Annotated in this window: 19 protein-coding genes; all 19 read right to left on the bottom strand. The window is 64.8% G+C overall.

Annotation, left to right across the window (positions count from 1 at the left end; all coding sequences use genetic code 11):
• Window positions 1-555, bottom strand: coding sequence for an NUDIX domain-containing protein (locus ACFPB1_RS13905; RefSeq protein ID WP_379226206.1), 555 nt, complete (start codon window positions 553-555; stop codon window positions 1-3).
• A 236-nt stretch (window positions 556-791) separates the two neighbouring features.
• A complete protein-coding gene (locus ACFPB1_RS13900; protein ID WP_379226205.1) occupies window positions 792-953 on the bottom strand; it encodes a hypothetical protein in 162 nt (53 codons plus the stop codon).
• Between the two features lie 122 nt (window positions 954-1,075).
• Window positions 1,076-1,300 (bottom strand): hypothetical protein, encoded by a 225-nt coding sequence (locus ACFPB1_RS13895; RefSeq protein WP_379226203.1) that lies wholly within the window; start codon window positions 1,298-1,300, stop codon window positions 1,076-1,078.
• Between the two features lie 133 nt (window positions 1,301-1,433).
• Window positions 1,434-1,733: a hypothetical protein gene (locus tag ACFPB1_RS13890; protein ID WP_379226201.1), complete on the bottom strand. Its 300-nt coding sequence runs from the start codon at window positions 1,731-1,733 to the stop codon at window positions 1,434-1,436.
• A gap of 133 nt (window positions 1,734-1,866) precedes the next feature.
• Window positions 1,867-2,529 (bottom strand): TVP38/TMEM64 family protein, encoded by a 663-nt coding sequence (locus ACFPB1_RS13885; RefSeq protein ID WP_379226199.1) that lies wholly within the window; start codon window positions 2,527-2,529, stop codon window positions 1,867-1,869.
• Between the two features lie 163 nt (window positions 2,530-2,692).
• Complete coding sequence (locus ACFPB1_RS13880) at window positions 2,693-4,768, bottom strand: alpha-galactosidase (RefSeq protein ID WP_379226197.1); 2,076 nt, start codon at window positions 4,766-4,768, stop codon at window positions 2,693-2,695.
• Window positions 4,769-5,217: 449 nt separating this feature from the next.
• Window positions 5,218-8,196 carry a carbohydrate-binding protein gene (locus ACFPB1_RS13875; RefSeq protein WP_379226195.1) on the bottom strand — a complete coding sequence of 993 codons (2,979 nt, stop codon included), beginning with the start codon at window positions 8,194-8,196 and terminating at the stop codon, window positions 5,218-5,220.
• A 192-nt stretch (window positions 8,197-8,388) separates the two neighbouring features.
• A complete protein-coding gene (locus ACFPB1_RS13870) occupies window positions 8,389-8,826 on the bottom strand; it encodes a GNAT family N-acetyltransferase (protein ID WP_379226193.1) in 438 nt (145 codons plus the stop codon).
• Window positions 8,827-8,836: 10 nt separating this feature from the next.
• Window positions 8,837-11,269: an RNA polymerase recycling motor HelD gene (gene helD / locus ACFPB1_RS13865; RefSeq protein ID WP_379226191.1), complete on the bottom strand. Its 2,433-nt coding sequence runs from the start codon at window positions 11,267-11,269 to the stop codon at window positions 8,837-8,839.
• A 108-nt stretch (window positions 11,270-11,377) separates the two neighbouring features.
• Window positions 11,378-12,034, bottom strand: coding sequence for an FMN-dependent NADH-azoreductase (locus ACFPB1_RS13860; RefSeq protein WP_379226189.1), 657 nt, complete (start codon window positions 12,032-12,034; stop codon window positions 11,378-11,380).
• Between the two features lie 297 nt (window positions 12,035-12,331).
• Complete coding sequence (locus ACFPB1_RS13855; protein ID WP_379226186.1) at window positions 12,332-13,231, bottom strand: LysR family transcriptional regulator; 900 nt, start codon at window positions 13,229-13,231, stop codon at window positions 12,332-12,334.
• A 371-nt stretch (window positions 13,232-13,602) separates the two neighbouring features.
• Window positions 13,603-15,036 (bottom strand): HAMP domain-containing sensor histidine kinase, encoded by a 1,434-nt coding sequence (locus ACFPB1_RS13850; RefSeq protein WP_379226184.1) that lies wholly within the window; start codon window positions 15,034-15,036, stop codon window positions 13,603-13,605.
• 179 nt (window positions 15,037-15,215) lie between these two features.
• Window positions 15,216-15,884, bottom strand: coding sequence for a response regulator transcription factor (locus ACFPB1_RS13845; RefSeq protein ID WP_379226182.1), 669 nt, complete (start codon window positions 15,882-15,884; stop codon window positions 15,216-15,218).
• 185 nt (window positions 15,885-16,069) lie between these two features.
• Complete coding sequence (gene metG, locus ACFPB1_RS13840; RefSeq protein ID WP_379226180.1) at window positions 16,070-17,716, bottom strand: methionine--tRNA ligase; 1,647 nt, start codon at window positions 17,714-17,716, stop codon at window positions 16,070-16,072.
• A 418-nt stretch (window positions 17,717-18,134) separates the two neighbouring features.
• Window positions 18,135-18,548, bottom strand: coding sequence for a DUF2809 domain-containing protein (locus ACFPB1_RS13835; RefSeq protein WP_379226178.1), 414 nt, complete (start codon window positions 18,546-18,548; stop codon window positions 18,135-18,137).
• Window positions 18,549-18,580: 32 nt separating this feature from the next.
• Window positions 18,581-19,741, bottom strand: a complete 1,161-nt coding sequence (locus ACFPB1_RS13830) for a DUF3900 domain-containing protein (RefSeq protein WP_379226177.1) — start codon at window positions 19,739-19,741, stop codon at window positions 18,581-18,583.
• A gap of 268 nt (window positions 19,742-20,009) precedes the next feature.
• Window positions 20,010-22,100, bottom strand: a complete 2,091-nt coding sequence (locus ACFPB1_RS13825; protein ID WP_379226175.1) for a HelD family protein — start codon at window positions 22,098-22,100, stop codon at window positions 20,010-20,012.
• A 304-nt stretch (window positions 22,101-22,404) separates the two neighbouring features.
• Window positions 22,405-22,683: a DUF1294 domain-containing protein gene (locus ACFPB1_RS13820; RefSeq protein ID WP_379226174.1), complete on the bottom strand. Its 279-nt coding sequence runs from the start codon at window positions 22,681-22,683 to the stop codon at window positions 22,405-22,407.
• 157 nt (window positions 22,684-22,840) lie between these two features.
• The coding region (locus ACFPB1_RS13815; RefSeq protein WP_379226172.1) for an ATP-dependent helicase C-terminal domain-containing protein at window positions 22,841-23,857 on the bottom strand (1,017 nt) is incomplete at its 5' end.

Here is a 23,857-nt window from a genome sequence, read left to right as displayed (position 1 = left end):
CTACGCACCTGGGCTGCCAAGCCTGCGAAGTGCATGGCCCAGCCGGTACAGTTCGGCCAATTCCTGCCTGCCGCCCTCCATAAACCGCCGGACCGCTTCGTCGATCGGAACCGGCTCCACGAGGACCACCCGCTCGCCGTCCGGAGGGTTCAGCGGCAGCCCGACCAATTCGACCTCCCCGTGCCCGACGAGCCGGCGGAACCGGGGATGCGGTATGTACGGCCGGTACGGCGCCGGGGCGCTCGAACGGCAATCGAAGTAACCGAATACCTGAAAATCGGACACGAGCTCCGCGCCTAATTCTTCCAGCAATTCCCGCCGAAGGCCGTCCGAATGCGGCTCGCCCTCCTCGAGCGTGCCGCCGGGCAGCTCCCAGCGGCCGTTATCCAACCGAATCATGACCACGCGGTCGCCGATATGCGGCACGAGACTGACATTGCTGACGAGCGACAAGTCCCCGGGGGTATCGGCCCGCACGAAGCGTCCCGTCACCGGTCCCCAATCGACCGGGCCGGATAAGGTCGGATAATGAATGGCATTCCATGCAGCCAGCACGATCTCCTCCTTTTTTATCCATCGGCTTGTACCGGATCACGCCCAAGCAAGATTACGTTCCGCGCCTGTTCAAGCGAATGACGGCGCCTTCGACCTTCCGGCCAAGCCTCCTTCGCTCTCGTTTCTCGGGGGCCATCGCGTTGTCCTTGCGTAGCAAGGCCGATATCATAGACGGCAATACATTGAAAAGGGTTACAATTTTCCAGCAAAGAATGGGGTGCGTGAATGGAGACTCGTCATGAATCGTTGTCCCGCGGTCCGGCTGCCGGCTTCCCAGAGATTCCGTCGCGCTCCATCGCTTCCTTGGCCAAGTTCCGGCGCGGCAGGCGATGAAGCACTTCCGCCAACTGAAGCACGATGACGGCCAGCAGCGCCACGACGACGATCTTAAACAGCATGCCGCGTTGCCTCCCTTACTTGACGTTATTCGCCGGCAATCGGCGCTTTCGCTAACCGGACGATGCCTTGGCGGCAGGAAGCCGCGGTTCCGCGTTGTGCAGCGGCCCCTCCGCGAACACGGTCATGCCTCGCCCTTGAACGCCAAGCCCTTAACGGCCATTGCTTCGCGAATCAAGCCGACCGCTTTCGGCCCGATGCCGTGCAAGGCTTGAAACTCGCCGGCGGACAGCTTGGCCACCTGCGCCAGGCCGGTCAAGCCCGCGTTTGCCAGCGCGCGCTGCGCCGGCTTCGACAAGCCGGCCGGCAAGTCGCTGCCCGGCAAGCTGGCGGGTTTGGCTTCCATCATGTCATCCCCCCGTTTCGATGAATAGGTTGCAGCTTCGCAATGGGCGGGTGCCCAGCCGGCGTCTACGTTGGCGATCTCCATTTCGTGATCCGCCTCATGCGCTGTCCCCCTGCCCGCTTCCTGCCAAACCGGCTCATTTATACTTCCGGTCGAATTCAGCGTTTCTTTCTTTTACTACGCCGGAATAGCGGCGAATGATCCCTAGTAATAACCGGCTTTCATAGACGAGAATGGCCAATCCGATCACCGCGAGGCCGATCGCCAGCCCGTGCGCCCAGGCGCCGCCCGTCTCGTGGAGCGCGGTCCTGAACCTCCCGGCCGCCGGCTCCCAGAACGTAAGATTCGAAGCATAGACGGCCGCCGCAATGGCCGTCCCGACGTACAGCAGAATACCGCCCATCAGCAGGAAGCCGCCCATCAGCATGCGTTTCATCGCGTTCACCTCGCTTTGCGCGTCCTCTCCCATTATAACGGCATTCTAAATATTGGAAAACAAAAAAAGGCCGAATTGTCCAAAATTGGCAGTTCAGCCTTCCTTTTTTCTTCCTAAAACGCGTTCGTTCGGCTCAATCGGCCCGGCCGCGCTCGCCTATTCGAGCCCAGACGCGGTTGCCCGCATACACGGCAAGCAAAAATGCCGCGTATACGCAGGCCGCCGCGACGAGCGACTGCCGGTCCCCCGCGATCTGTCCGCCGATAAAGGCGAAGACGAGCATCCCCGGTATTTTCCCGAGCAGTGACGCTAAGGCGTACGCGGCGAACGGAATCGGCAGAGCGGCGGCATACACGTTCACCGCCTGCTGGGGGACGACCGGCAGCAGCCGCGCCAGCACGATCGCGCGGAACGGATAACGCTCGACGAGCGCCGTCCACCGTTCCGTCGCGCGATGCTTGCCGAGCAGCCGGCGGACTCGGCCGCGCAGCACGTACCGGAACAATCCGTACATGACCAAGGCGGCCAGCCAGGCGCCAGTCAGGCTGATCAGTGCCCCGGCGAGCGCGCCGTACAGATAGCCCATCGTGCCGATGACAACGCTGAACGGGATTACGGGCACGAACGCGAGGCCCGTCACGAGCAGCAGCATCAGCAGCGGCGACGCGTCGCCGGACTGCATCCAGGCCAGCAGCGCCGCTCGGTTCGTCCATACGGCCGCCAGCAGCGCGAGATAGGCCGGCACGGGCAGCCAGCGCTTCCAGGCGGCCGCGCCGCCGTTTGAGAATCGTTCCATGTCGGTTTCTGCTCCTTGCGCCAGCGTGCGGGATGAAGCCGGCTTGTCCAACCGTCCCGCACCTTAAGTTACCTCCCATTATAGCGTCATTCCACGCCGGGAGAAACCGCCGAACGCGGAATCAACGTCCCCGTTCGGCCAGTCGCCGGCCAACCTTCCCCGATTACCGCGCCGTCAGCTTCAGCAGCACTGATTCCGCGGCCTCGAGCGGTACCCTCAGCTCGCCGCGCGCTTCGGAGACGGCGCCCGACCACAGCTCCTTGACCTGCCAATCGACGGCATCGCCGCCCGGCACGACGCGGCCGAGCGGAATCGTCTTCACCGCCGGCGACGACTTGTCGAAGTTGAATACCGCGAGCAGCACGACGCGCGCCCCGTCCTCTTCCATGTCCAGCAGGAACGCGTCCGCCGCGCTTGACCCGGTATGCCCCTCCACGGGCACGAACGTCCGGCCGAGCTGGGCGACCGCCAGCACCTCCGCATTCGGCAGCCATTCGGAGGCCCGCTCGCGCGCTTCCGGCTTGCGGAAATCGTCGCCCAGGAGCAGCACCGTGCCGCTGACGACCGACGCGTTGAGCCGGCTGCGCCCTTCATGGAGGCCTGTCGGATCCTGGTTGAAGCTCTTGTACAGCACCGTATGGTCGGGATCGTTGAACCGGTACAGCGCATCGTTCGCCCACCAGGCGCCGGTCAGCGCGTTCAGCATGTATTCCGTGTCCGACAGCAGGCCGAACGCGTCGCAGGAGATGCGCCGGCTGTGCCCGTATATCGACGGGAAGAGGGGCGCGATCGACAGGTTGATATGGAACGGCCGGCCGATGCGTACCGGATCGAGCAGCATGCGGATATTATCCATGCCGACATGGTACGCCTGAATGCCCGTCTGCACGGACGCGTCGTAGTGCCGGCCCTCCAGCGCCCCGTGTCCGAGAAAATCGAGCTTCACGTAGTCGAAGCCCCATTCGACGAACCGGTTCAGGTGATACGCGGTCCGCTGCAGATTGCCCGGATGCGTCGGGTCGATCGCGAGCCCGCCGTCGAGGTCCGGCAGCAGCCGCCCTTCGCGGTCGCGCAGCAGCAGCTCGCCGCACGTATAGCGGCCGTCGGTGCCTTCGACGGCGCGGCCGGTATCCTTGCCCCAGAACGCGAACGGCGTCCAATAGATGCCCGCCTTCTGGCCGTTGCTCTTGACGCGGGCGACCGCCCGCTCCAGCTCCTCCGGCGTCAAGTTCGTCCAGAACGAATCGAAGTTGATATAGAGGACGCCGTCGTTATGGAATCCCTGTGCCCGCATCTCGCGCAGGAAATCCGAGGCTGACGCGTACAGGTCGTAGTCGAGCTTGTCAGCGGCCGCGGACCAGCTGTTCCAGCCGAACGGCACGCCGTGCGTCCACGGCAGCGCCGGGGCGATCGCCGCGTTCGCCCGGCCGAACGCCTCGAGGCCGCGGCGGTAATCGGCATAAGCGCCGATCCAGATGTCCGGCGAGGCGATCGACCGGCCCGACAGCGCGCCGTGCGGGATGCTGTCGCGCGTCAGCTCGTCGGCGGCGCCGCCGAAGACGGCGATCGACGCGACGGCCGTCGCGCTGCCGCTCGAGAGCGTCAGCCCCGTCTTCCACGCGTCGTGGCGGATCGAGCCGAGCACGACGCCTCGGCGGGACGCCGGCTCGTACACGGCCGCCGCCTCGTAGCTCGCCGCTGCGCCGGGCAGCGCGACCGCTTCGTAGCGCACCCACTTGTCGTTATCGAATGGCACGCGCAGCACCGCGAGCGCTTCCCGTTCGCCGTCCGGCCCCGCGTACAGCGCGCCGGCAGGGGAGCTTGCGGACAGCGGCGCCATATAATTGGATGCCACCGCCGCTTCCGCGCCGCCCGCCGCCTCCAGCTCGAACGACGCCACGAAGCACGGCTGCGCCTCGTACACCGTGAAATGCTGCCTGACGATCGGCAAGCCCGCCGCCTCATGCCGGACGGTCGCCCGCACGCCGCGTCCTAACGCGTCCTCGACGCCCCGGACCGCTCCGCCTTCGATCGCGCGCGTCCGGTAATCCGTCTCCGTGCTCAGCAGCCGGCCGCCCAGCCGGAACGCCGCCGCCGCGCCGGCCAGCGACGCCCCCTCGCGCCAGACGGCGCCGTACGTGCCCGCGGCCAGGTCCACGGTCAGCGTCAGCGCGCCGTTATCGATCGTCAGCGCCGATTCTCCGATCGCCGCCGCGATCCGCGTTTGTTCACTCTTCATTTCGCATCTCCTCCGTATAGATGGATAAGAGGGAGCTTCGCAGCCCCCCTTCGTTGCCCCGTTATTTCCACGCTCCAGGCGGGTTTGGTAATTGTACGTGATCGCCTTCTCGATGCTCTCGTCGCCCGCCGCTTTCATCTCGGCCCGCCTGCAGCGCGGGCATAAGCATCGCCGCGAACGCGACGTTGCCGGGAGGCTCGGGCGGCGCTGCGAGCGGCGGCTACGGCACCCTTAACGTCGATCGGCGCACCCGGATGACATTCGGCGACGCGTACGGCGTCCGGATCTACAGCCGGATCAGCATCTGCAAAACGTTCCAGCTGCGGATGCCGCTGAACGGCCCGCTATAATCCTACGCAACCCGTAACGCAGGAAGACCCGAGGGACGATTCCCCCTCGGATCTTTCGGTCGCGCCTATGCGTTTCGCGGCCTTCTCCCCGTATCCGGTCTATTTTGCCGGTTCCAGCTTGAACAGCTTCGATTCCGCGGCGCCGAGCTGCACCGTCAGCTGGCCGGATGCGGTCGAGACGGCATTCGTCCACAGGTCGGTCGCCTTGTAGGACGCCGCGCCGTTCAAGCCCGCCCGGGCCAGGTCGATCGTCTTGCCGGCCGCCGTCTTGGCATAATTGAACACGGCCAAGTAATACGTGTTCTTATCCTTCAACACGAACGCATCCGCCGCCCTCGCGCCCGTGTTGCCTTCGACCGGCCGGAAGGATTCGCCCTTCTTCGCGAGCGCCAGCACGGCCTTGTTCGTCAAGAGCGCCTTCATGTATTCCTGCGCCCGCGCGTCGTGCACGTCGTCGGAGTCGAGGAACACGGTGCCCGAGATGACGGCGGAGTTCACGCGGGAACGCGCCTCTTCGAGCGAGCCCGCGCGGGTCAGCGCCATATGGTCGGGATCGTTGTAATGATAGATCGTCCCGTTCTGCCACCAGCCGTACGTCAGCGCGTTCAGCTCGAATTCCGTGTCGGAGATGCTGCCGAACGTGTCGGTCGCGATCCGGCGGCTGTGCGCGTACTGGCTCGGGAACAACGGCGCGATCGACTCGCTGATGAACATCCGGTCCGCGACCAGCTTGTCGACGTAGGCCATGCCTTGGTTGTACGCCTGCGTGCCCGTCAGCACGTTCGGATCGTAATGCTTCCCTTCGAGCGCGCCGTGCGTCAGGAAGTCCAGCTTGATGTATTCGAAGCCCAGCTGCTTGAATTTATTCAGGTAGTAATCCATCCTCTGCTTGGCGCCGGGATGCGTCGGGTCGATGGCGTACGCGCCGTCGAGCTTCGGCAGCGGCCGGCCTTCCGCGTCGCGCAGGATGATGTCGCCGTATTTGTACGTCGCCGAGCCTTCGACCGGCTGGTCCATGTTGTCGCCCCAATAGACGAACGGCCCCCAATAAATGCCGGGCTTCTGCCCGTTGCGCTTGATCGCCGCCACCGCGTCCTTCAGCTGGGCGTCCGACAGATTGTCCCAATACGAGTCCATGTTCACATACGTCGTGCCGTCGTTGTTCAAGCCGTGCTTCTGCAGGCTGGCCTTGATGAAATTCGAGGTGTCGATGACGTCCTGGAACGTCAGCCGGCTCTCGTAAGCGGCCCAGCTGTTCCAGCCGACCGGCACGCCTTGCGGTACGTCCTTGCCGAATGCGAGCGGCGGCGCGATGACCGCGTTCGCCCTGCCGTAGGCTTCCATGCCCGTCCGATAGTCTTCGTAGTAGCCGACGAACGCCATGGGCGACCGCACCAGCGTGCCCGTTACCGTCCCGTGCGGCTGCGAATCGTGCGTCTTGGCGGAGGAGGCGCCGCCGTACACCTCGAGCGCGTTCAGCTTGTTGTCCGCGCCGGCGAAGCGGATGCCCGTCTTCCACGTATCGTGCGTCACGGAGCCGACGACGAGGCCGCTGCGGCTCGCGTTGTCGTAGACCGCGGACACTTCGTAGCTCGTGTCGGAGGAATTGATCGGCACGCCTTGGGAGCGGATCCACATGTCGTTGTCGTACGGCACCGTCAGCACGCGGCCGTCGCTCGCTACACCGGCGTCGATGCCTCCGGCCGTATTGGTGACGACCGGCGCGAACCGGTTGGCCGCGACCGGGGCCGTGCCCTGCGCTTCCGTCCGCGTCAGGAAGTACGTCTCGCCGGCGTAGATCTGATAGATCTGCGTCAAATCCGGCTGTCCTTCCTGCTTGTTCACGATCTTAAGCGAGATTCCCTTGCCGAAGCCGTCCTTGATCGGCTTCACGTCGGCCATCGCGAACGTATGCGTGCCGTAGCAGCTGCTGGCCTGATCGCCGAACTTGCTGTAGACGCCCTTCGCGACCGTCTTGCCCTGCCACGCGTAGGACGCTAAGCCCGTCTTCAGATCGACCGTGACGGCGTATTTGCCGTTATCCGCGACCACGGCGCCGGCAAATTGCTTGACGGTGATCGATTGCTCCTTCTTGCTCGCGACGCTCGCGCCTGGCTGCGCCGGCGTCTCGGCCGCGCGCTCGCACGGCTGCACCGCGCTGCCGTCGTCTACGGTGACGACGAGCTTATCGAAGTCCGGCGCATAGCCGCCGCCGTCGGAGAACAGAATGGCGTTGTCGCCCGCCTTCAATTGCGCGGCGAACGCGTACGTGCCCGTCGTGTTCCAATCCCCCGTCGCCGGGAACAGGATGTTGTGCGCCGCGCCGCCATTCACGCTGACGTCGGCTGCGCGGGCGTCGCCCGAAATGTAGTGCACGGTCACCGTGTAGCTGCCCGCGGCCGGCACCTGGATGCCGTTGAACTGCAGCGAGGCGCCCTGGTACAGGTTGCCGACCTTCTTGCCGCCCGAGCATCCGCCGCAATCGTTCACAGATGCATTGCCCGTCAGCGTATTCCCGGGATCCTCGGCTTCGAAGCCGTCGTTCGCGGGCTTGACGTCGATCTTGTCGAAGTCCGGCGCATAGCCGCCGCCGTCGGATATATCGATCGTATTGGCGCCCTGCTTCAGCGTCATGCGGATCGTCTTCGAGCCGAGCGTGTCCCAATCGGCGGTCTTGGCGAAGTCATAGTGCTCCGGCGCACCGCCGTTGACACGAATGTCGGCGCCGCGCGGGTCGCCGGAAATGTAGGCGAACGCGACGTCGTATTGGCCGGCCTCCGTCGCTTCGATGTCCGTGAAGCGCATGCTGCTGCCTTGGTACAGCCCTCCGACCTTCTTCCCGCCCGAGCAGGCCGCGCAGTCGGCCGCTGACGCGTTGCCCGTCAGCGGATTGCCGGACGCTTCGGCTTCGTAGCTGCCGATCGGCGCGTCCGCCGCCGTTTCGACGGCCTGCACGATCTGCCGGGCGCCGTCCGCCTCCGCCGGATCGGCCTTCAGCGTCGGAAGCGAGCCTGCACCGTAACCGATGCAGCTGGCCGCCAGCAGCACGGCCGCGATCTTCGAAAGCGTTCTCATCATCGTCATCTCCTTCGCATGTGCGCGTTCTCGTCATACATGTCTCACTCTAATAGAGCTTGCGTGGAGCCGCCATACCGGAATCTTCAGAAACATGCCGGAAAACGACCGAAAAAAGAGGTCCCGAAGGACCTCCCGCGCAAAAAGGGGCAAACCGGCCAGCGCCGGTTCACCCCTTCGTTCGATAGCTTCGTTTTACAAGGCTTTGCGCATGTTCACATGCGGGATGCCCGCGTCCAGGAACACGTCGCCTGGCTCGGTCACGTAGCCGAGCTTGTGATAGAAGCCTTCCGCCGTCACCTGCGCGCCCAGCACGGCGGCCGAGTAGCCCGACGCCTTGGCGTCTTCCTCCATCGCCGAGAGCAGCTTCCGCCCGACGCCCGTGCCGCGGTACGGGAGCAGCACGGCGATCCGCTGCATTTTCGCGACGCCCGGCTCGTATTCCTTCCACCGGCCCGCCGCGATGGCTTTGCCGTTATCCTTCACGACGAAATGATGGCACGAGGCCGGCGTCTCGTCGTACTCATCCCGCTCTTCCTCGGGCGGTACCTTCTGCTCTTCGACGAAGACGGTAAACCGGACTTCAATGGCTTCTTCTAATAGTTGGGGCGTATCGACTCGCATGATTTCCATAAAATAACGTCTACCTCTTTCCGTTGTCAATGATTCCGTTTGCGTTGGGCTGCAAATCCGCCTGCTGCCCGGCCGCGTCGTAATAATCCTCGATCGGGCCTCGAAGGAACGGGCCTGCGGCGCCCAGCGCGAACAGGTGCAGCTCGTGCATCGCGCGGGTGCACACCGTATAGAAAAGCCGGCGCTCGCTCTCCTTGCCGTAGCCTGAAGGCTCGCCGGACGCGTCGTAGACGATCACCGCGTCGAACTCGACCCCCTTGGCCAAGTACGACGGGATGACGACGATGCCCGGTTCGAACGTCGACGTCTCCGACTGCACGAGCCGCAGCGGCACGCGGTCCCGCAGCGATTCGTAGACCGCCTTGCTCTGGGCGCCCGTCTTGCAAATGACCGCGATCGTCCGGTTGCCGTGCGCCGCGAGGCTCATCAGCCGCTCTTCGATCAATCCGTTCAGCGTGTCCGGGTCGGCCGCGACGGTCAGCGCCGGCCTGTCGCCGCCGCGGTTGAACGGCTCGATCCGGTCGCCGTCCGGGATGAGCCGGCTCGTGAATTCCACGATCGGCCGCGTGGAGCGGTAGCTCTGCCGCAGCACGATCGTCTCCGTCTCTTCCGATGCGTAGAGCGACGCCAACGCGGTGAAGCCGGTGCTCGCCTCTTCGGCGGCGTGCGCCTGAATCGATTGGTTCAAATCGCCGAGCGCCGTAATCCGGCTGAACGGGAACAGCCGCTGCAGGTAGGCGAATTGGAACGCCGTATAATCCTGCGCCTCGTCGATCAGCACGTGCCGGACCGACGTATTGGTCTGGAAGCCGCGGATGCGCTCCACGACGTACAGGAACGGCGTCGCGTCCTCGTAAGCCATTTTCTTGACGAGCAGCCGGTCGATCGTGTCCTTGCAGATCGCTTCCCACTGCTCGGGCAGCTCGATGCCAGCCTGAGCGGCCGCGGCCGCAGCCATCTCCGAATCGAGGAAGAGCTTCAGGAACGTCGAGCGCACGTCGACGAACGTCAGTTTCTTGATGCGCGAACGCGTCGGCTTGACGGCCTCCATGACGACGTATTGCCCGAGCAGCTCGCGCTCCCGGTCGAAGTCGTCGAAGGATTCGTCCTTCAGCTGCCGGTTTTGGCGGCGCAGCGTCTGGTAGGCTTTCAGGTACGTTTCCTTGTCCAGAAGCTCGAACGCACCGTCGACCCATGGCTCCGACAGCGCCGACTTCTGGCGTTCCTTCAATAAGCGCAGCAGCCAATCCGCCGTCAGGCGCACCCGGTTCGGTACGGAGATCGAACGGTCCAGGCCATAGAAGTGTGCGCCGATCTCGCTGCCGGACACGAGCGTCTCTTCGCGGAACCGGACGTCGCGGAATACGAGCCCTTCCCGGCCGAGCACGCCCAGGAAGCCGTCGATCAACCGCACGAAGCCCGTCGTCGCTTTATAGCGGATTCCTTCCATCCTGGAGGCGTAACCGGGCTCGAGCTCGGCGCGCAAAGCGTATTCGAGCTGCGCGTACGGATTTTCCAGCTTGAAGGAATGGCCGAGGCGCGCCGCGAGGTAGTCCTGGAACGTCGTCTGCTGCATGTTCTCCTCGCCGAGCTCGGGCAGCACCGTCGAGACGTAGCTGTTGAACATCGGGTTCGGCGAGAACAGCACGATCTGATCCGCGTTCAGCGTCCCCCTGAAGCGGTAAAGCAGGTAAGCGACGCGCTGCAGCGCAGCGGACGTCTTCCCGCTTCCCGCGGCCCCCTGCACGATAAGCAGGCGGCTCCGCTCGTTGCGAATGATGCGGTTCTGCTCCCGCTGGATCGTCCCGACGATGCTCCGCATCTGCGCGTCCGACTGACGGCCGAGCACCTCCTGCAGCAGTTCATCGCCGATCGTGACGCCGGTATCGAACATGCTGACGATATCGCCCTCCCGGACGACGAATTGACGCTTCAGCAGCAGCTCGCCCGCGATGACGCCGGACGGTGTCTTCAGCTCGGCCGGCCCCGGCGGATAATCATAGTATAAGCTCGCGATCGGCGCCCGCCAGTCATAGATCAGATAGTTTTCGTCCGCCCGGTCGCGCAGCGAGGCGATGCCGAGATAGACCTGATCCGATTGCGTCTCGCCGTTCTCCAGAAAGTCGATGCGTCCGAAATAGGGCGAGGACTTGAGCTTGCGCAGCGTCTGTAGCTGCCGGGCGGCTTGACCATGCGTGCGTTCCCGCTCGGAGAGGATTTCCGCCTGCTGCTTCAAGCTCGCGAACGTCTCGGCCATCTCGGCCGAGTCCTCGAAATTGACGGTCACGTCGTCCCAGAAGTTTTTGCGGATATCGACCATTTCCAGGTGCGTATCGGACGTTTGCAGCTCCAGCGCTTCGATGCTCCGGTCGACCTGCCGGACGACCTCGTCGACGCGCAGCTGCTCGGCCGCCCAATCGGGCTCTCTCTCGCTCACCTTCATCACCCTTTCCCCATGAATGCCACAATCATTATGTAGACATGCGGCTCCCCTTCAACCGCCGTTCGCGCGAACGACGGAATCGAAGGGGAGCCGGTGCACCGTGTATGGTTATGCGTTGACTTTGCTATATCCGAATGTTTTGGCCGCCTGCTTGGCTTCTTCGATCGCTTTGGCCTTGATCTGCTCGGCCTTGTCCGCCATCGCCGCCATGCCTTCGCAGAAAATGCCCTTGAAGTCCGTCACGCCCAAGAAGGACATGATGCTCTTCAGGTGGCGGTGTCCGCTCTCCATGCCCATGGCCGGACCTTCTGAATATATACCGCCGCTCGCTTGAATATGAATCGCGGCTTTGTCCGGCAGCAGCCCCACAGGGCCTTCCGACGTATACTTGAACGTTTTGCCGGCGACGCAGATCGCGTCGATGTAAGCTTTGAGAATCGGCGGGTACGAGAAGTTCCACATCGGCGAGACGAAGACGTACTTGTCGCCGGCCACGAATTCGTCCACCAGCTCGTTCAGACGCGCGACCTTCGCCTGTTCGCCGGCGGACAGCGCTGTGAACTCGCTCCCTTCCCGAAGCTTGCCCCAACCGCTGAAGACGTCGGCGTCGATATGCGGAATCTGGATGTTGTATAAGTCCAAATGCTTGATTTCATCCTGCGGATGGGCGTCCTTGTACGCGTCGATGAAGGCCTGTCCCACTGCCATGCTGAACGACTTGGAATGATCGTGCGGATGCGCTGTAATATACAATAGTTTCGCCATGGTCGAATGCGATCCCTGCCTCTTCGTTAAAGTTGATTGACACGCCCTATAGGGTGCGCCGCCGCGAAGAGGTTCATGTAACGGGAACGCGCGCAGCCGCGCGAATGTTGTTGGGCGGCCTGCTTGATTGCCCCAAACGGGGACCAAGGCATAAGGACGGTTCGAGCGCATAACGCCCGGCGAATCGGCGAAAACTAGTCGAAAATCGTGTACTCGGACGGCGTCCGTCAACCTGTTCCGGTTTGCCGTCTTATTGTTATAGCATAGTCTGAACGAATATGCCACTTCCCCCGCGCGTCAAGCCGGCCGGCTGGACGGATCGTCCTTCAGCAGACCGAGGAAACGCGCTGCCTGCGGCGGCAATTCCTCCTCCGCCCGCGTGTACAGCATGACGGGGCTGCGAAGCTCGACGCCTTCGGCCTTCACGCGGGCCAGCTCGCCCCGGGCGACCGCCTTGCGGGCTTCGAGCGCGGACAGGAGCGCGAGTCCGATTCCGGCGGCCGCCGCATGAAGCGCTTCATGGGAGCCGCTGACCTGAATGGCCGCCTCCGGCACGGGCACGCCCCGCGCTTCGCACAGGACGAAGAGCTGCTCGCGCGCATCGCAGCCTGCTTCCCGCAGGACGAACGGCTCGGCCGCTATCGTCCGGAATGGGACACGCCGGCCAGCCAGCGGGTGATGCGGCGCGGCGACGAACCACAGCTCGTCCTCGCGCAGCACCTTGCCGGCGAGGCCCGGGTGGCTGCGGCTGCCGCCGCTGACGAAAGCGGCGTCCGCGTCGTAATGCTGCAGCGCTGCGAGCGCATCGTCCGCGCCCAGCGTTCGCAGCGCGATCGCGACGCCGGGATTCGCGCCGCGGTACGCGGCCAGCAGCTCTGGCAGCAGGAAGCTGGCCGGCAGCGGGGTCGCGGCCAAGCGCAGATCGCCGGCGGCTCCCGCAACGTAGGCGTCCATGTCGCGCGCGATCTCGTGCTGCAGCGCGTATAAGCGGGCCGCATGCGCCGCGAGCCGCTCGCCCGCTTCCGTCAGAAATATCCCCCGGCCCTTCGGCGCAAGCAGCGTCAGGCCGAGCTCGGCCGACATATTCCGCACATGCGCCGTCACCGCCGGCTGGCTGATGCCGAGCGCTTCAGCCGCCTTCGTGACGCTGCCCGAAGCTGCCACATGGTGAAAGACGATCAATCCGTATAAGTTCATTCTGCCTGTCCCCTCGCTTGCCGGCCGTCCGGTCGAACGTTCGCAATCATAATCATTTCTTATACCATTACTATTATTTCGAGATTGGGATTATTAAATGATTGTTATTTATTGTAGGTACCGCCTAGGCCGCCGACAAGCGAACACATTTTAAAAAAGCGTTAAAGCCAGACCGGACATGCTGTTGCTTGGAAGCGCGAAGCTGTAAACAGTCGCGTGCGGCATGAGTCCAAACGCGGCGAAGAGGCCGTCCCGGTTCGGGACGGCCTTGGTTGCGATAAGCAAGATGCGGACAGGAAACGCAGGCAAGACGCGCATGCCCGCCCGCAGCGTGCGATCTTTCGAACGATCCCAAGCCGCTTGCCGGCCGCCTAAGACGTACGCGTCTGCTGCGCGGGCGGCTGAGCCTCGCGGTCCGCGGAGGAGGGGTCCGGCAGTGTTACGGTAATGGTCGTCCCCAGGCCTAGCTTGCTGCTTGCTTTCACCTCGCCGCCGTGCAGGTCGACGATCACCTTGACGATGGACAGCCCGAGCCCGCTGCCGCTGCCGTTCAGCCGGCGTGTCCGGGACCTGTCGGCCTTGAAGAACCGTTCGAATATATGCGGCAGATCCTCTTCAGAAATGCCGATGCCGTTGTCCGACACGCAGATGACCGCGCCGCCGGCGGTGCGCTTCGCCTCCACGGACACGGTGCCGCCCTCCGCCGTGAACTTCAAGCTGTTCGTCAAGAGATTCATCCACACCTGGGACAGCAGCTCCTCGTCGCCGGTCACCGGTACCCGCTCGTCGAGATTGACGTCCATGAAGATATCCTTCTCCGACCAAAGGGGCTCGCAGGCTAGAATCGTCGACCGCAGCTGCTGGTCCAGCCGGTACGTCCTCGGATGCAGCAGCTGCTGATCCGCCTCCAGCGCCGTCAGCTTCATCAGGTTGTCGCTGAGCCGGGACATGCGTACGCTCTCCGCTTCGATGATGCCGGCGTAATGCTGGCGCTGCCGTTCGTCCAGCCCCTCCTGCTGCAGCGCAAGGGCGAAGCCGCGGATCGAGGTGAGCGGCGATTGGATTTCGTGCGACACGTTCGAGATGAACGCCTGGCGCATTTGCTCCATTTGATTCAATTCGGCCGCCATGTCGTTGATGCTCGTCGCCAGCTCCCCTAAATGCCCGCGCATCCGGTCGGCCTTGTCGATCGACACCGTGAAGTCGCCTTTGGACATCCGGCGGATCGCCGATATATAAACGGAGAAGCCGCCCTGCACCCGCCACGGCCGTCCGATGAGCAGCATGAGCACGAACATGAGCAGGAAGCCGAAGAATACCGTCATGACCTGCTGCCAGAAATCGTGGTATAAGCTCGGCGCGGGCTGCTCCAGGAAGAGCGCGTACGGCTTGCCGCCGAGCGAGACCGGCACGGCCGCCGTCGCGGTGCCTTTGGAGAACGGATATTTCCGCTCGACCCGCTCCATCGTGTCTCCGGCCAGCACCGATTGGAGGCTGGCCGGGCTCAGGACCGGGTCGGCGGAAGCGCCCGAACCGCCGCCGGACGCCGCGATCCGCTCGCCGGACGCATCCGCCAGCACGACGGCATAACCCCGTTCCCGCGCGGCCGCCTCCAGCGCCGGGCGCCGCTCCGCGGGCGGGCGGCCCGCCAGCGCGGCACCGATCAGGCGGCCGTCCTGCGCCAGCCGTTCCGTCACGGCCGCGTACCCGCGGCGCTCCTTGACGAAACCAATGACGGTGTACGACGCGGCGAAGCAGGTGTAAGTCAACAGGTTCATGAGCAGAATGCCCGCGATAACCTTCAAGGCTTGCCGCCAGATCGGCGGCCGGGATGCGTAACCAGGCCGGGCGCCCGCTGCTTTCGAGTTCTCTCGGGAGTTGAAGCCGGATTTGGCGCTTCGCTTCGCGCCGGACGAAGGGCCGGATGGGGCAGCGCCCCGCTTCCCGCCGGCAGTACGATCGTTGTTAGTAGGATCCACGGGCGTCACACCTCCAGCCGGTAGCCGAGTCCCCGGATCGTCCGGATGCGGAAATTGCACCGCTCCTCGGGGAATTTTTCGCGCAGCCGCTTGATATGGACGTCGACCGTGCGCTCGTCGCCCTCGTAATCGAAGCCCCACAGCTGCTCGATCAGCTGCTCGCGGGAAAACGTCTTACCCGGGTAGCTCGCCAGCTTGAACAGCAGCTCAAACTCCTTGAGCGGGAGCGACACCGTCTCGTCGCCGACCGTCACCGCGTACGTCTCCCGGTTCAGCGAGACCTTGCCCGCCTGCACGCTCTGCGAGGTGGCGATCCGGTAGCGCTTCAGCAAGGCCCTTACGCGCGCCACGAGCTCGAGCGGCTCGAACGGCTTGACGAGGTAATCGTCCGCGCCGAGCTCGAAGCCTTTGATTTTCTGGCTCGTCTCGCCTTTGGCCGTCAGCATGAGGACCGGCAGCTCCGTATTCCGCCGAAGCTCCCGGCACAGCTCCCAGCCGTCCATGTTCGGCATCATCACGTCGAGAATCGCGAGCTGCGGCTGGGCCGTCTCCAGCATGCGGAGCGCTTCCTCGCCGTCCTCCGCCTCGACGACTTGAAAGCCCTCGCGGACGAGGAACAGCCGCACGAGCTCGCGAATATGGGGATCGTCGTCTACGACCAGCAATGTCGTCATGGCCATCATCTCCGCTCGTAATCTTGGTCGGACCTGCCTATGGCGGTCCTTGCACATTCACTATAGGACCAGTTCGTGAACGGAATATGAACACGGGGCGCGGACGACGCCGGTAGCGGCGGATGGTCGAGCCGCGCGGACGGATCGCTTCGGCCGCTGCGCGCTCGGGCAGCCGAAGACCGCCCTCACCCTTCCTTCATGTTCCGTTCCAGCCGCTCGGTCTCTTCCTCGATCCTGCTCGGGTCGATCCGCTCGAACAACAGCTCCAGTCTTTCGACCGGGCGGCCGGCCGGCACGGACGCCGGGTGCCAGGCCGGCGTGTCCAGCGCGAGGAAGCCGCGGATCTTGCCGCAGGCGAACGGCAGGAACGGCTCCAGCAGCCGGGACAGGTTGACGATCATCTGCGTGCAGGCGTGCAGCGTCTCGCCGCAATCCTCGCGGCTCGTCTTGATCTGCGCCCACGGCTTCCGCTCGTCGTAATACTTGTTGGCGCTGCGGATGAACGCGAAGATCGACTCCAGCGCCTCTTTGAACCGGCCCTCCTCGATCAGCGCTCCCGCGTCCGCGTACAGCCGCGCGATGACGTCCGCCCATTCAGGGTCGAGGCGGCCGTCCGGGATGCGGCCGTCGAACGATTTGGCCACGAACGCCAGCGTACGGTTGACGAAATTGCCGAACGCCCCCAGCAGCTCGCCGTTATGGCTGTGGATGAACTCCCGCCACGAGAAATCGGCGTCGCGCTTCTCCGGGCCGTTCGCGAGCAGGAAATACCGCACCGAATCCGGCTGATACCGGCTCAGCACATCCGGCACCCACACCGCCCAATTGTTGCTGGTCGAGAATTTCTTCCCTTCCAGCGTCATGTACTCGCTCGACACGATGCGGTCCGGCAGATGCAGGCCGCCCGCGCCCATCAGCAGCGCCGGCCAGATGAGCGTGTGGAATGGAATGTTATCCTTCCCGTGGACGTAATACGCCGTTATCGGGTCTTGCCCGTCCAGCCAGAACGGCTCCCAGCCGCCGCCCGTTTCCTCGCTCCACTGCCGGCTCGCGGACAGATACCCGATTACGGCTTCGATCCAGACGTAAATTTTTTTGCCCTCGAAGCCGTCCAGCGGCACGTCGATGCCCCAGGCGAGATCCCGGGTCGCGGCGCGGTCCTGAAGGCCTTCCTCCAAATACCGCTTCGTCTGCTGCACGGCGTTGTCCTTCCAGCCTTCGGATCGCGCCGCATAGGCAGCGAGCGCCTCCTGGAACCGCGACAGCGCCAAATAATAATGGTCGGTCTCCCGCTCGACGGGCGGATTGCCGCACAGCTTGCAAGTCCGGTCGAGCAGATCGGACGGATCGAGCAAGGTCGAGCAATAGTCGCATTGATCGCCGCGCGCCCGGTTCCCGCAGACGGGGCATGTTCCCTCGACGTACCGGTCGGGCAGGAAACGCCGGTCCGTCTCGCAGTACGTCTGCATCGCGGATTTCTTGTACAGCCGCCCGTTCGCCAGCAGCTTGCCGAACAGCTCCTGCACGACGCGCCGATGCACGGGCTGATCCGTGCGCGTATACAGGTCGTACGAGAACCCGAGCCGCGCGAAGCATTCCGCGAATTCCGCATGATAGCGGTCCGCGATGTCGCCGGGTTCGACGCCCTCCCGGATCGCCTGCACCTCCACGGGCGTTCCGTGGCAATCGCTGCCGGACACGTACAGCACGCGGCCGCCCTTCAGCCGAAAATACCGCGCCAGCACATCGCCCGGCAGCACGCTGGCCAGCCGTCCGAGATGCAGCGAGCCGTTCGCGTACGGCCACGCGCCGCCGATGAATATCGTTGCCATTTCGATCCCCTCCTTCGATGATTCGGAGCTTGCTCCGCCGCCGTTCGGCTCCGAAATGCCAAAAAAGCCCCCGTCCCCAAGGGACGGGAGCTGCATGCTCGCGCGGTACCACCCAAATTCGCCAATGCCTCGCGGCATTCGCCTCTGCGGGTACGGCGCCTGCGGCGCGTACCCAGCACGGTAACGGGTGCGGAACCCGGCGCAGCCTACGTCCGGCGGACGGCTTCGGTGCGCGGCTCGGAGACCATGTTCCCCGGATCGTCTTCGCCCCTTCTCAGCTCCCGGGGTTCTCTGTCGACAGACGGCATGCGGGTACTCTTTCTCTTCTTCGCCTTTGCGGATTTTCCAAGTTATTGTAAATCATAGACAATCGACTCGCCGAAGTCAAGCGGATGTCCGCCCGGTCGGCACGCCGCGTTCACGTCCAGCGGCCGCGCGCGCGCAGCGTCCGGTCCGCCAGCCAGGCGAGGCCGACGCCGGCCGCGTAACGCAGCAGGTCGACGGCCAGGAAGCCATGGCCGAGCGCGAGTCCGCCCAGCGTCGTCTCCCGCAGCCGGTCGAGCCAAGCCGCCCGGTACAGCTGGCCGAACTCGTCGGCGTAACAGAACAGCAGCGCCGCGAGCGCGGTCCAGGCAGCGCTCCCGGCCTTGCAGCCCGGGCGGAGCGTCCGGAAGCCGACATAAACCATCGCCGCCCAAAGCGCGTCCCCCGCGTGAGCCGCCAGCCAAGCCGGCAGCGCGCCGGCATACCGCCTGGAGGCAAGGCCGAGCAGGACGACGGCAGCCGTCGCGCAGGCATAGCCGGCCCGCGCCCGCGTGTTTCTAGCGCGCATATCGAACCTCTCCTCTCCCGGCGCGCAGGCGATCAATACGGCAGATTATCGCTCGGGCTGCCGTTGCCGTTCGGGTTGCCGTTGCCGCTTGGGCTGCCGCTGCCGTTGCCGCTTGGCTCGCCGTCCTTCTCCTTGCCTCGGCCGACGACCTCCAGCACCTCGAGCAGATCCGGCGGCGTCAGCAGCTCGACCGGCGACACGCTGCGGTCGAACTGGAAGAAATCGCCTTCGAGCAGCGCCACGTAACGGCCGTTGTACGTCGCGAAATGAACCGATCGGCCGAATTCCGCCAGCGGCCCTTTCACCGAGACGTCGCCGAGCTTGAACGCCACGGTCAGGTTCGGCTGCTGCTCCACGAGCCTATCCGCCGCGGCGACCACCTGATCGTGCGACCAGGCTTCCTGCAGCTCCCGCTTCTCGCTTGCCGCCCAGGCCTCGAACTGATGCGCCTCCTGCTCGCGCTCCTCGCTTTCGCGGCCCTGCCACTTGTCCTCCATGTATTCGTGCACCATCGTCAGCACCTGCTCGTTCATGAGCTCGGGCATCGCCTTCTCGTAGCTGACGAACCGGAGGAAATCCTCGAAGTAGCGCGCGTGCGACGCCTGGTGGATTTTCAGCTCCCAATACTCGAGCATCCCTTCCTCCGGCATGTACGGGTATTGGATCGACTTCATGTTGCGGGCGCTGATGGCCATCTCCACGCGGGAGATCAGATTGCGCTCGTCGGTGATGCGGGCAATCTTCGGCTCGAAATCGCACTTCAGCACGAACAGGATCGGCTGGTCCGTATACCGGTTCGGCGTGGCGTGCACGACGATGAACGCGCCTCCGCGCACGGCGGCGGCGTCCATGTACAGGCGCACGAGCTCGTCGGCGCTGCCGTGAAACTCCGTCGCGTCCGCCGCGTTGCGCAGCCGCTGAAACATATTGTAATTGGGGTTGCTGTCGAGCTCGTAGCCCGGCTCTACGATGAACCGGCCGATCTTGGTCGGCGCGGCGTCCGTGCTCGGGTGGCGCTCCGCCTTGCGCTTCACGATTCGCGCGAACTCGCCGTCTAAGAACGACTTCAGCTCGCTGTCCGCGTAGTCCTCCCGGTCCATCGTCTGATAATGGGTAAACGACTTGGCTGCGTTGTTGTCGCCGCCTTCTCCTTGAATGACGAAGAACGATAAATAGTCCACGATAAAATCCATGCCGGTCTTCGAGCTCCTTTTTGCGAAATGCTGCGAGCCCGCCGAGAGCGGCGCTCGAACGTCTAGCATAGCATAAACGGCGCGCCCTGTCGTGACCGGATGCGACGGCAAGCCTTGGCGCTGGCCCATAATGCGCAGAAGTAACAACGCAGCCCGGCGGCGTCGTTCGCAGCTCGCTTCGCGACGCCCGCGACGCCGCCGAACACGCTCGCGCCGCCTATCAAAAAATCCGTCTGCGCGCGCAGACGGATGGTTCGCTAACAGAACGTCACACCGCCGCCGGCTCGGCGACCAGCGGCGTCAGCTCGCCGCAGTAGAGCAGCTTCAGCTTATGCAGCGCGCGGGTGCAGGCGACGTACAGCAGCTTGGCGTCGTTGCCGCCGTAGCTGACGCCGTCGGCGTCGGCCACGAGCACGGCGTCGAACTCGAGCCCTTTGGCCAAGTACGCCGGCACGACGGTCAGCCCGCCGCCGTAAGCTTCCTGCTTGCTCTGCACGAGCGCCGCCTCGATGCCGGCCTCGCGCAGGCGTTCCGCGATGCTTTCGCACGAAGCGATGTTGCGGCCGAGCACGGCGATCGTGCGGTATTCGCCGCTCTGCCGCCAGTCCATAATTGTCTCCGCGACGTCGTCGAGGCGCCGTTCGTCGGTAGCGGCCCGGATGACGTCCACCGCCTCGCCGCTCCGGAACACCGGCACGGCCGGCTTCACGCCGTCGCCCATGCCGCCGAGGACGCGATTGGCGAACTCGATGATCTCCATCGTCGAACGGTAGCTGCGGTCCAGCTCGAAGTAGCCGGTATCCGCCTCGGGGAACAGCGACGTCAGCTCCGCCCAGCCGTGAATGCCGGCGTAGCCGTGAATGCCCTGCTGCAGATCGCCGAGCACCGTCATGGACGGCTGGCGCTGGCACAGCCGCAGCGCTTCCAGCTGGAACGGCGAGTAGTCCTGCGCTTCGTCGATGACGATATGATCGTACGGCGACCCTTCGAAGCCGTTCAGCCGCACCTGAATATAGACGAGCGGCGCCAGGTCCTCCGGCCGGATCAGCGCGGCCTTCAGCTGCTTGATCGTCGCGGGGGCGCTTTTGGCCGGCAGCAGCGACTGGGCAGCGGGCTCGGCGAGCAGCGCCGCGTACAGCTGGGCCGCCGTCGGCGCCGGGATTTTTTTGGCATAAGCGTTCAGCTTCGCGTTCAGCTTGGTCTTCAGCTTGGCATCCGTCTGGCGGCGCGCCTTCCATTCGGATTCCAGCCAGCGCTTCAGACGGCTGACGAGCCGGGCGCGGCGCTTCATGTACGGCTCTCCGACGTCGTCGGTCGCGAGCCACTCGGCAATCATCGCCGGCGTCACGCGCCACCCGGCCATCGGCTCGAACGGTTCGTTCGGCATGAGCGACGCCTCTGTCAGCGCCAGCTTCGCGTCGACGAGCGCCTTGAACGCGAGGCTTCCCTTGATGCGCCCGGTCGACGCGAGCAGCTCCTCGCGCGTGCGCGGCTGCTCGAACCAGTACGCCATCGGGTCATACGCCTCGTCGAGCCGGACCGCCTGCCCCAGCTGATCGAGCGCCCAATCCGCGAACGTCGTCTGCAAAATGTCGCCGACGCCGAGCTCCGGCAGCACGCCGGAAATATAATCGAGAAACATCCGGTTCGGCGCGAAAATGACCATGCGGTCCGCGCGAACGGTGCCCGCGTACCGGTACAGCAGGTAGGCGAGCCGGTGCAGCGCGACGGTCGTTTTTCCGCTCCCCGCCACCCCTTGGATGAAGACGGCTTTGTTCTTGTCCGTCCGGATGATGCGGTCCTGCTCCTGCTGGATGGTCGAGACGATGTCGCGCAGCTTGTTGTCCTTGTTCTCGCCCAGCCGGTACAGCAAAAATTCGTCGGTGACGCTCTCGTCCTCCTGTCCCCGGACGTAGCTGTCGACGACGCGCTCGAGCTTCCCTTCGCGCACGAGCAGGTTGCGCTTCAGGTGGACGGTGCCTTCCACCTCGCCGTCCGGCGACTCATAGGAGATAGGCGCCTCGCCGCCGCTGAAAGCGTAAAACAAGCTCGCGACCGGCGCGCGCCAGTCGACGACCAGCACATCGTTGGTCCGCTGGTCGGCCACCCCGGCCTTGCCGATATAAAGCGGTTTCGGCGCGGGCTTCGCGGCTTCCTGGAAATCGATTCGTCCGAAATACGGCTCGCGCTCCGCGACGTTCAGCCGCTGCTCCCGCTGCTCGCGCTGCTGTTCGAGCATTTGCTCCGTAAAATCGTTGCCGGTATAGCGCGGCCCGATCTCGCGCAGCTGCTTGCGGATGTCGGCCAACACTTCGTCAATGCGCTTCGCCTCTTCTTGAAAGGCACTTTGAACGGTCAAGTCAGTTACCTCCCTCTTCGACGCATGCCGATGCGAACGACGCGGCCGGCGCCGGCCTCCGGTTCGAGCATTCCGGCAGCGGAACTCGAACATGAAGGCGGCGAAAGCCGCATTCGCATGCGGCTCGGTCTGTTCGTATAAGAAATGTGATCGGTGCGTCCGTTAGGAGCATTGCCCAATATAGCATAAGCGGCGAAGAACTGTCAATCGATGCCATTCCGCCTGCGGATTAGGCGCGAGCCGCTCGGCCGTGAACGGTTCTTCGGCCGCGTGCCTTCCGCGCGGGCATCCCCGAAAGGCCGGCTTACAACGTCTCCAGCCAAACGATGATGGCGATCTGGGCAAGCAGCATGGCCGGAATGCCCGCGGCGAAGGCGGCATGCTTCGTCTTGTGCCGGAACAATCGCATGGCCGCGAACGCGCCGAGCGCGCCGCCGGCCGCGCTCGTTCCGAGCAGCCTGCGCTCCGGGATGCGGTGCCGGCGGTCCTTGACCGCCCTGATTTTGTCGATGCGCATGAGCGCGAACGCATAGAGGTTGATAATCAGCAAGTAGAGCGCGGCGATCGTTTCAATCGTCGGCATGGATAGCCATTCTCCTTTAGCTTGGCGGGGCTCAAATCGCGGGCCGCCTGTTCCGGGCGGCGCCGTCGAGCGGCGCGCCTCAAGCGCGGTCGGCTGCGAAGGCACCGAACGCCGCGGCACCTCGCCGTTACGTACGAGGCCGATAATAATGGCAGGCTCAACGCGGCGGACGCGGCTTGGCCCGGCTGGTTGCCGGCGCTTCGAGCGGGTCGTCCGGCCAGTAATGCTTGGGGTACCGCCCCTTGAGGTCCTTCTTCACCTCGAAGTACGCGTGTTCCCAGAAGCTGGCCAGATCCTGCGTGACCTGCACCGGCCGATGCGCCGGCGACAGGAGGTGAATCGTGACGGGCAGCTTGCCCCCGGCGATGCGCGGTGTCTCCCGCAGTCCGAACAGCTCCTGCAGGCGGACCGCCAGCACGGGGGAAGCCGGATCCGCGTAGTCGACCGGAACGCGCGAGCCGCTCGGCACGGTCAGATGCGTCGGCACTTCCTTCTCCAGCCGCTGGCGGTCCTGCCAGGACAGCAGCGACTCCAGAATCGCGACCATATCGAGCCGCGCCAGATCGCCCCGGCCGCGCATGCCGCCGACGTAAGGGCCGAGCCACTCGGGCAGCGCCGCGAGCAGCGCTTCGTCGGACACGTCAGGCCATTCCGGATTATGCGCGTGCATCAAGTTCATCCGGTCCCGCAGCTGCTTCTCCGCCTTGGACCACGGCAGCAGCCCGAGCCCTTGTTCCGCGATGCCGCCGAGCAGCGCCGCCTGCACGAGCGCCGGGTCGGGGTCGGCCCACTGCGTTTCCTTCAGCACGAGCGCCCCGAGCCGAACCCGTCGGCGGGCCCGCACGGCTTCCGCCTGGCGATCCCATCTCGCTTCCGCCTCGACGAGCAGCTGGTCGCCGAAATATGTCTCCAGCTCGTCCAAGCCGAGCGGCGCGGCGAGCTGAACGCGGCCGTCGCTGCCGCTGTCCTCCAGCTCGGCGACGGCGAGGTACGCCGCGGCCGACAGCGGCTGCAGCTCCTGCACGGCGGCGCCCCGCCCGTTGCGGAGCAGGAAGCGGCCGTCGCCGCGCCGCTGCGCGATGCGGTCGGGGTACGCGAGCGCGAGCAGCACGCCGCAGGCGGCGTCCGGCCGCGGCGGCGATTGCGGCGGCGGGCCGCCCGCCGCGGACGCGCC

Origin of the sequence: Paenibacillus sp. GCM10023250, from assembly GCF_042653205.1 — a bacterium.
Classification (GTDB): domain Bacteria; phylum Bacillota; class Bacilli; order Paenibacillales; family Paenibacillaceae; genus Paenibacillus_Z.
This window is presented reverse-complemented; position numbering and strand designations above follow the sequence as displayed.

Excerpts from the sequence above, each read along its gene's own strand:
- ACFPB1_RS13900 (WP_379226205.1), bottom strand. The coding sequence starts at position 953 with ATGCTGTTTAAGATCGTCGTCGTGGCGCTGCTGGCCGTCATCGTGCTT.
- ACFPB1_RS13895 (WP_379226203.1), bottom strand. The coding sequence starts at position 1,300 with ATGATGGAAGCCAAACCCGCCAGCTTGCCGGGCAGCGACTTGCCGGCC.
- ACFPB1_RS13890 (WP_379226201.1), bottom strand. The coding sequence starts at position 1,733 with ATGAAACGCATGCTGATGGGCGGCTTCCTGCTGATGGGCGGTATTCTG.
- ACFPB1_RS13885 (WP_379226199.1), bottom strand. The coding sequence starts at position 2,529 with ATGGAACGATTCTCAAACGGCGGCGCGGCCGCCTGGAAGCGCTGGCTG.
- ACFPB1_RS13880 (WP_379226197.1), bottom strand. The coding sequence starts at position 4,768 with ATGAAGAGTGAACAAACGCGGATCGCGGCGGCGATCGGAGAATCGGCG.
- ACFPB1_RS13875 (WP_379226195.1), bottom strand. The coding sequence starts at position 8,196 with ATGATGAGAACGCTTTCGAAGATCGCGGCCGTGCTGCTGGCGGCCAGC.
- ACFPB1_RS13870 (WP_379226193.1), bottom strand. The coding sequence starts at position 8,826 with ATGGAAATCATGCGAGTCGATACGCCCCAACTATTAGAAGAAGCCATT.
- helD (WP_379226191.1), bottom strand. The coding sequence starts at position 11,269 with ATGAAGGTGAGCGAGAGAGAGCCCGATTGGGCGGCCGAGCAGCTGCGC.
- ACFPB1_RS13860 (WP_379226189.1), bottom strand. The coding sequence starts at position 12,034 with ATGGCGAAACTATTGTATATTACAGCGCATCCGCACGATCATTCCAAG.
- ACFPB1_RS13855 (WP_379226186.1), bottom strand. The coding sequence starts at position 13,231 with ATGAACTTATACGGATTGATCGTCTTTCACCATGTGGCAGCTTCGGGC.
- ACFPB1_RS13845 (WP_379226182.1), bottom strand. The coding sequence starts at position 15,884 with ATGACGACATTGCTGGTCGTAGACGACGATCCCCATATTCGCGAGCTC.
- metG (WP_379226180.1), bottom strand. The coding sequence starts at position 17,716 with ATGGCAACGATATTCATCGGCGGCGCGTGGCCGTACGCGAACGGCTCG.
- ACFPB1_RS13835 (WP_379226178.1), bottom strand. The coding sequence starts at position 18,548 with ATGCGCGCTAGAAACACGCGGGCGCGGGCCGGCTATGCCTGCGCGACG.
- ACFPB1_RS13830 (WP_379226177.1), bottom strand. The coding sequence starts at position 19,741 with ATGGATTTTATCGTGGACTATTTATCGTTCTTCGTCATTCAAGGAGAA.
- ACFPB1_RS13820 (WP_379226174.1), bottom strand. The coding sequence starts at position 22,683 with ATGCCGACGATTGAAACGATCGCCGCGCTCTACTTGCTGATTATCAAC.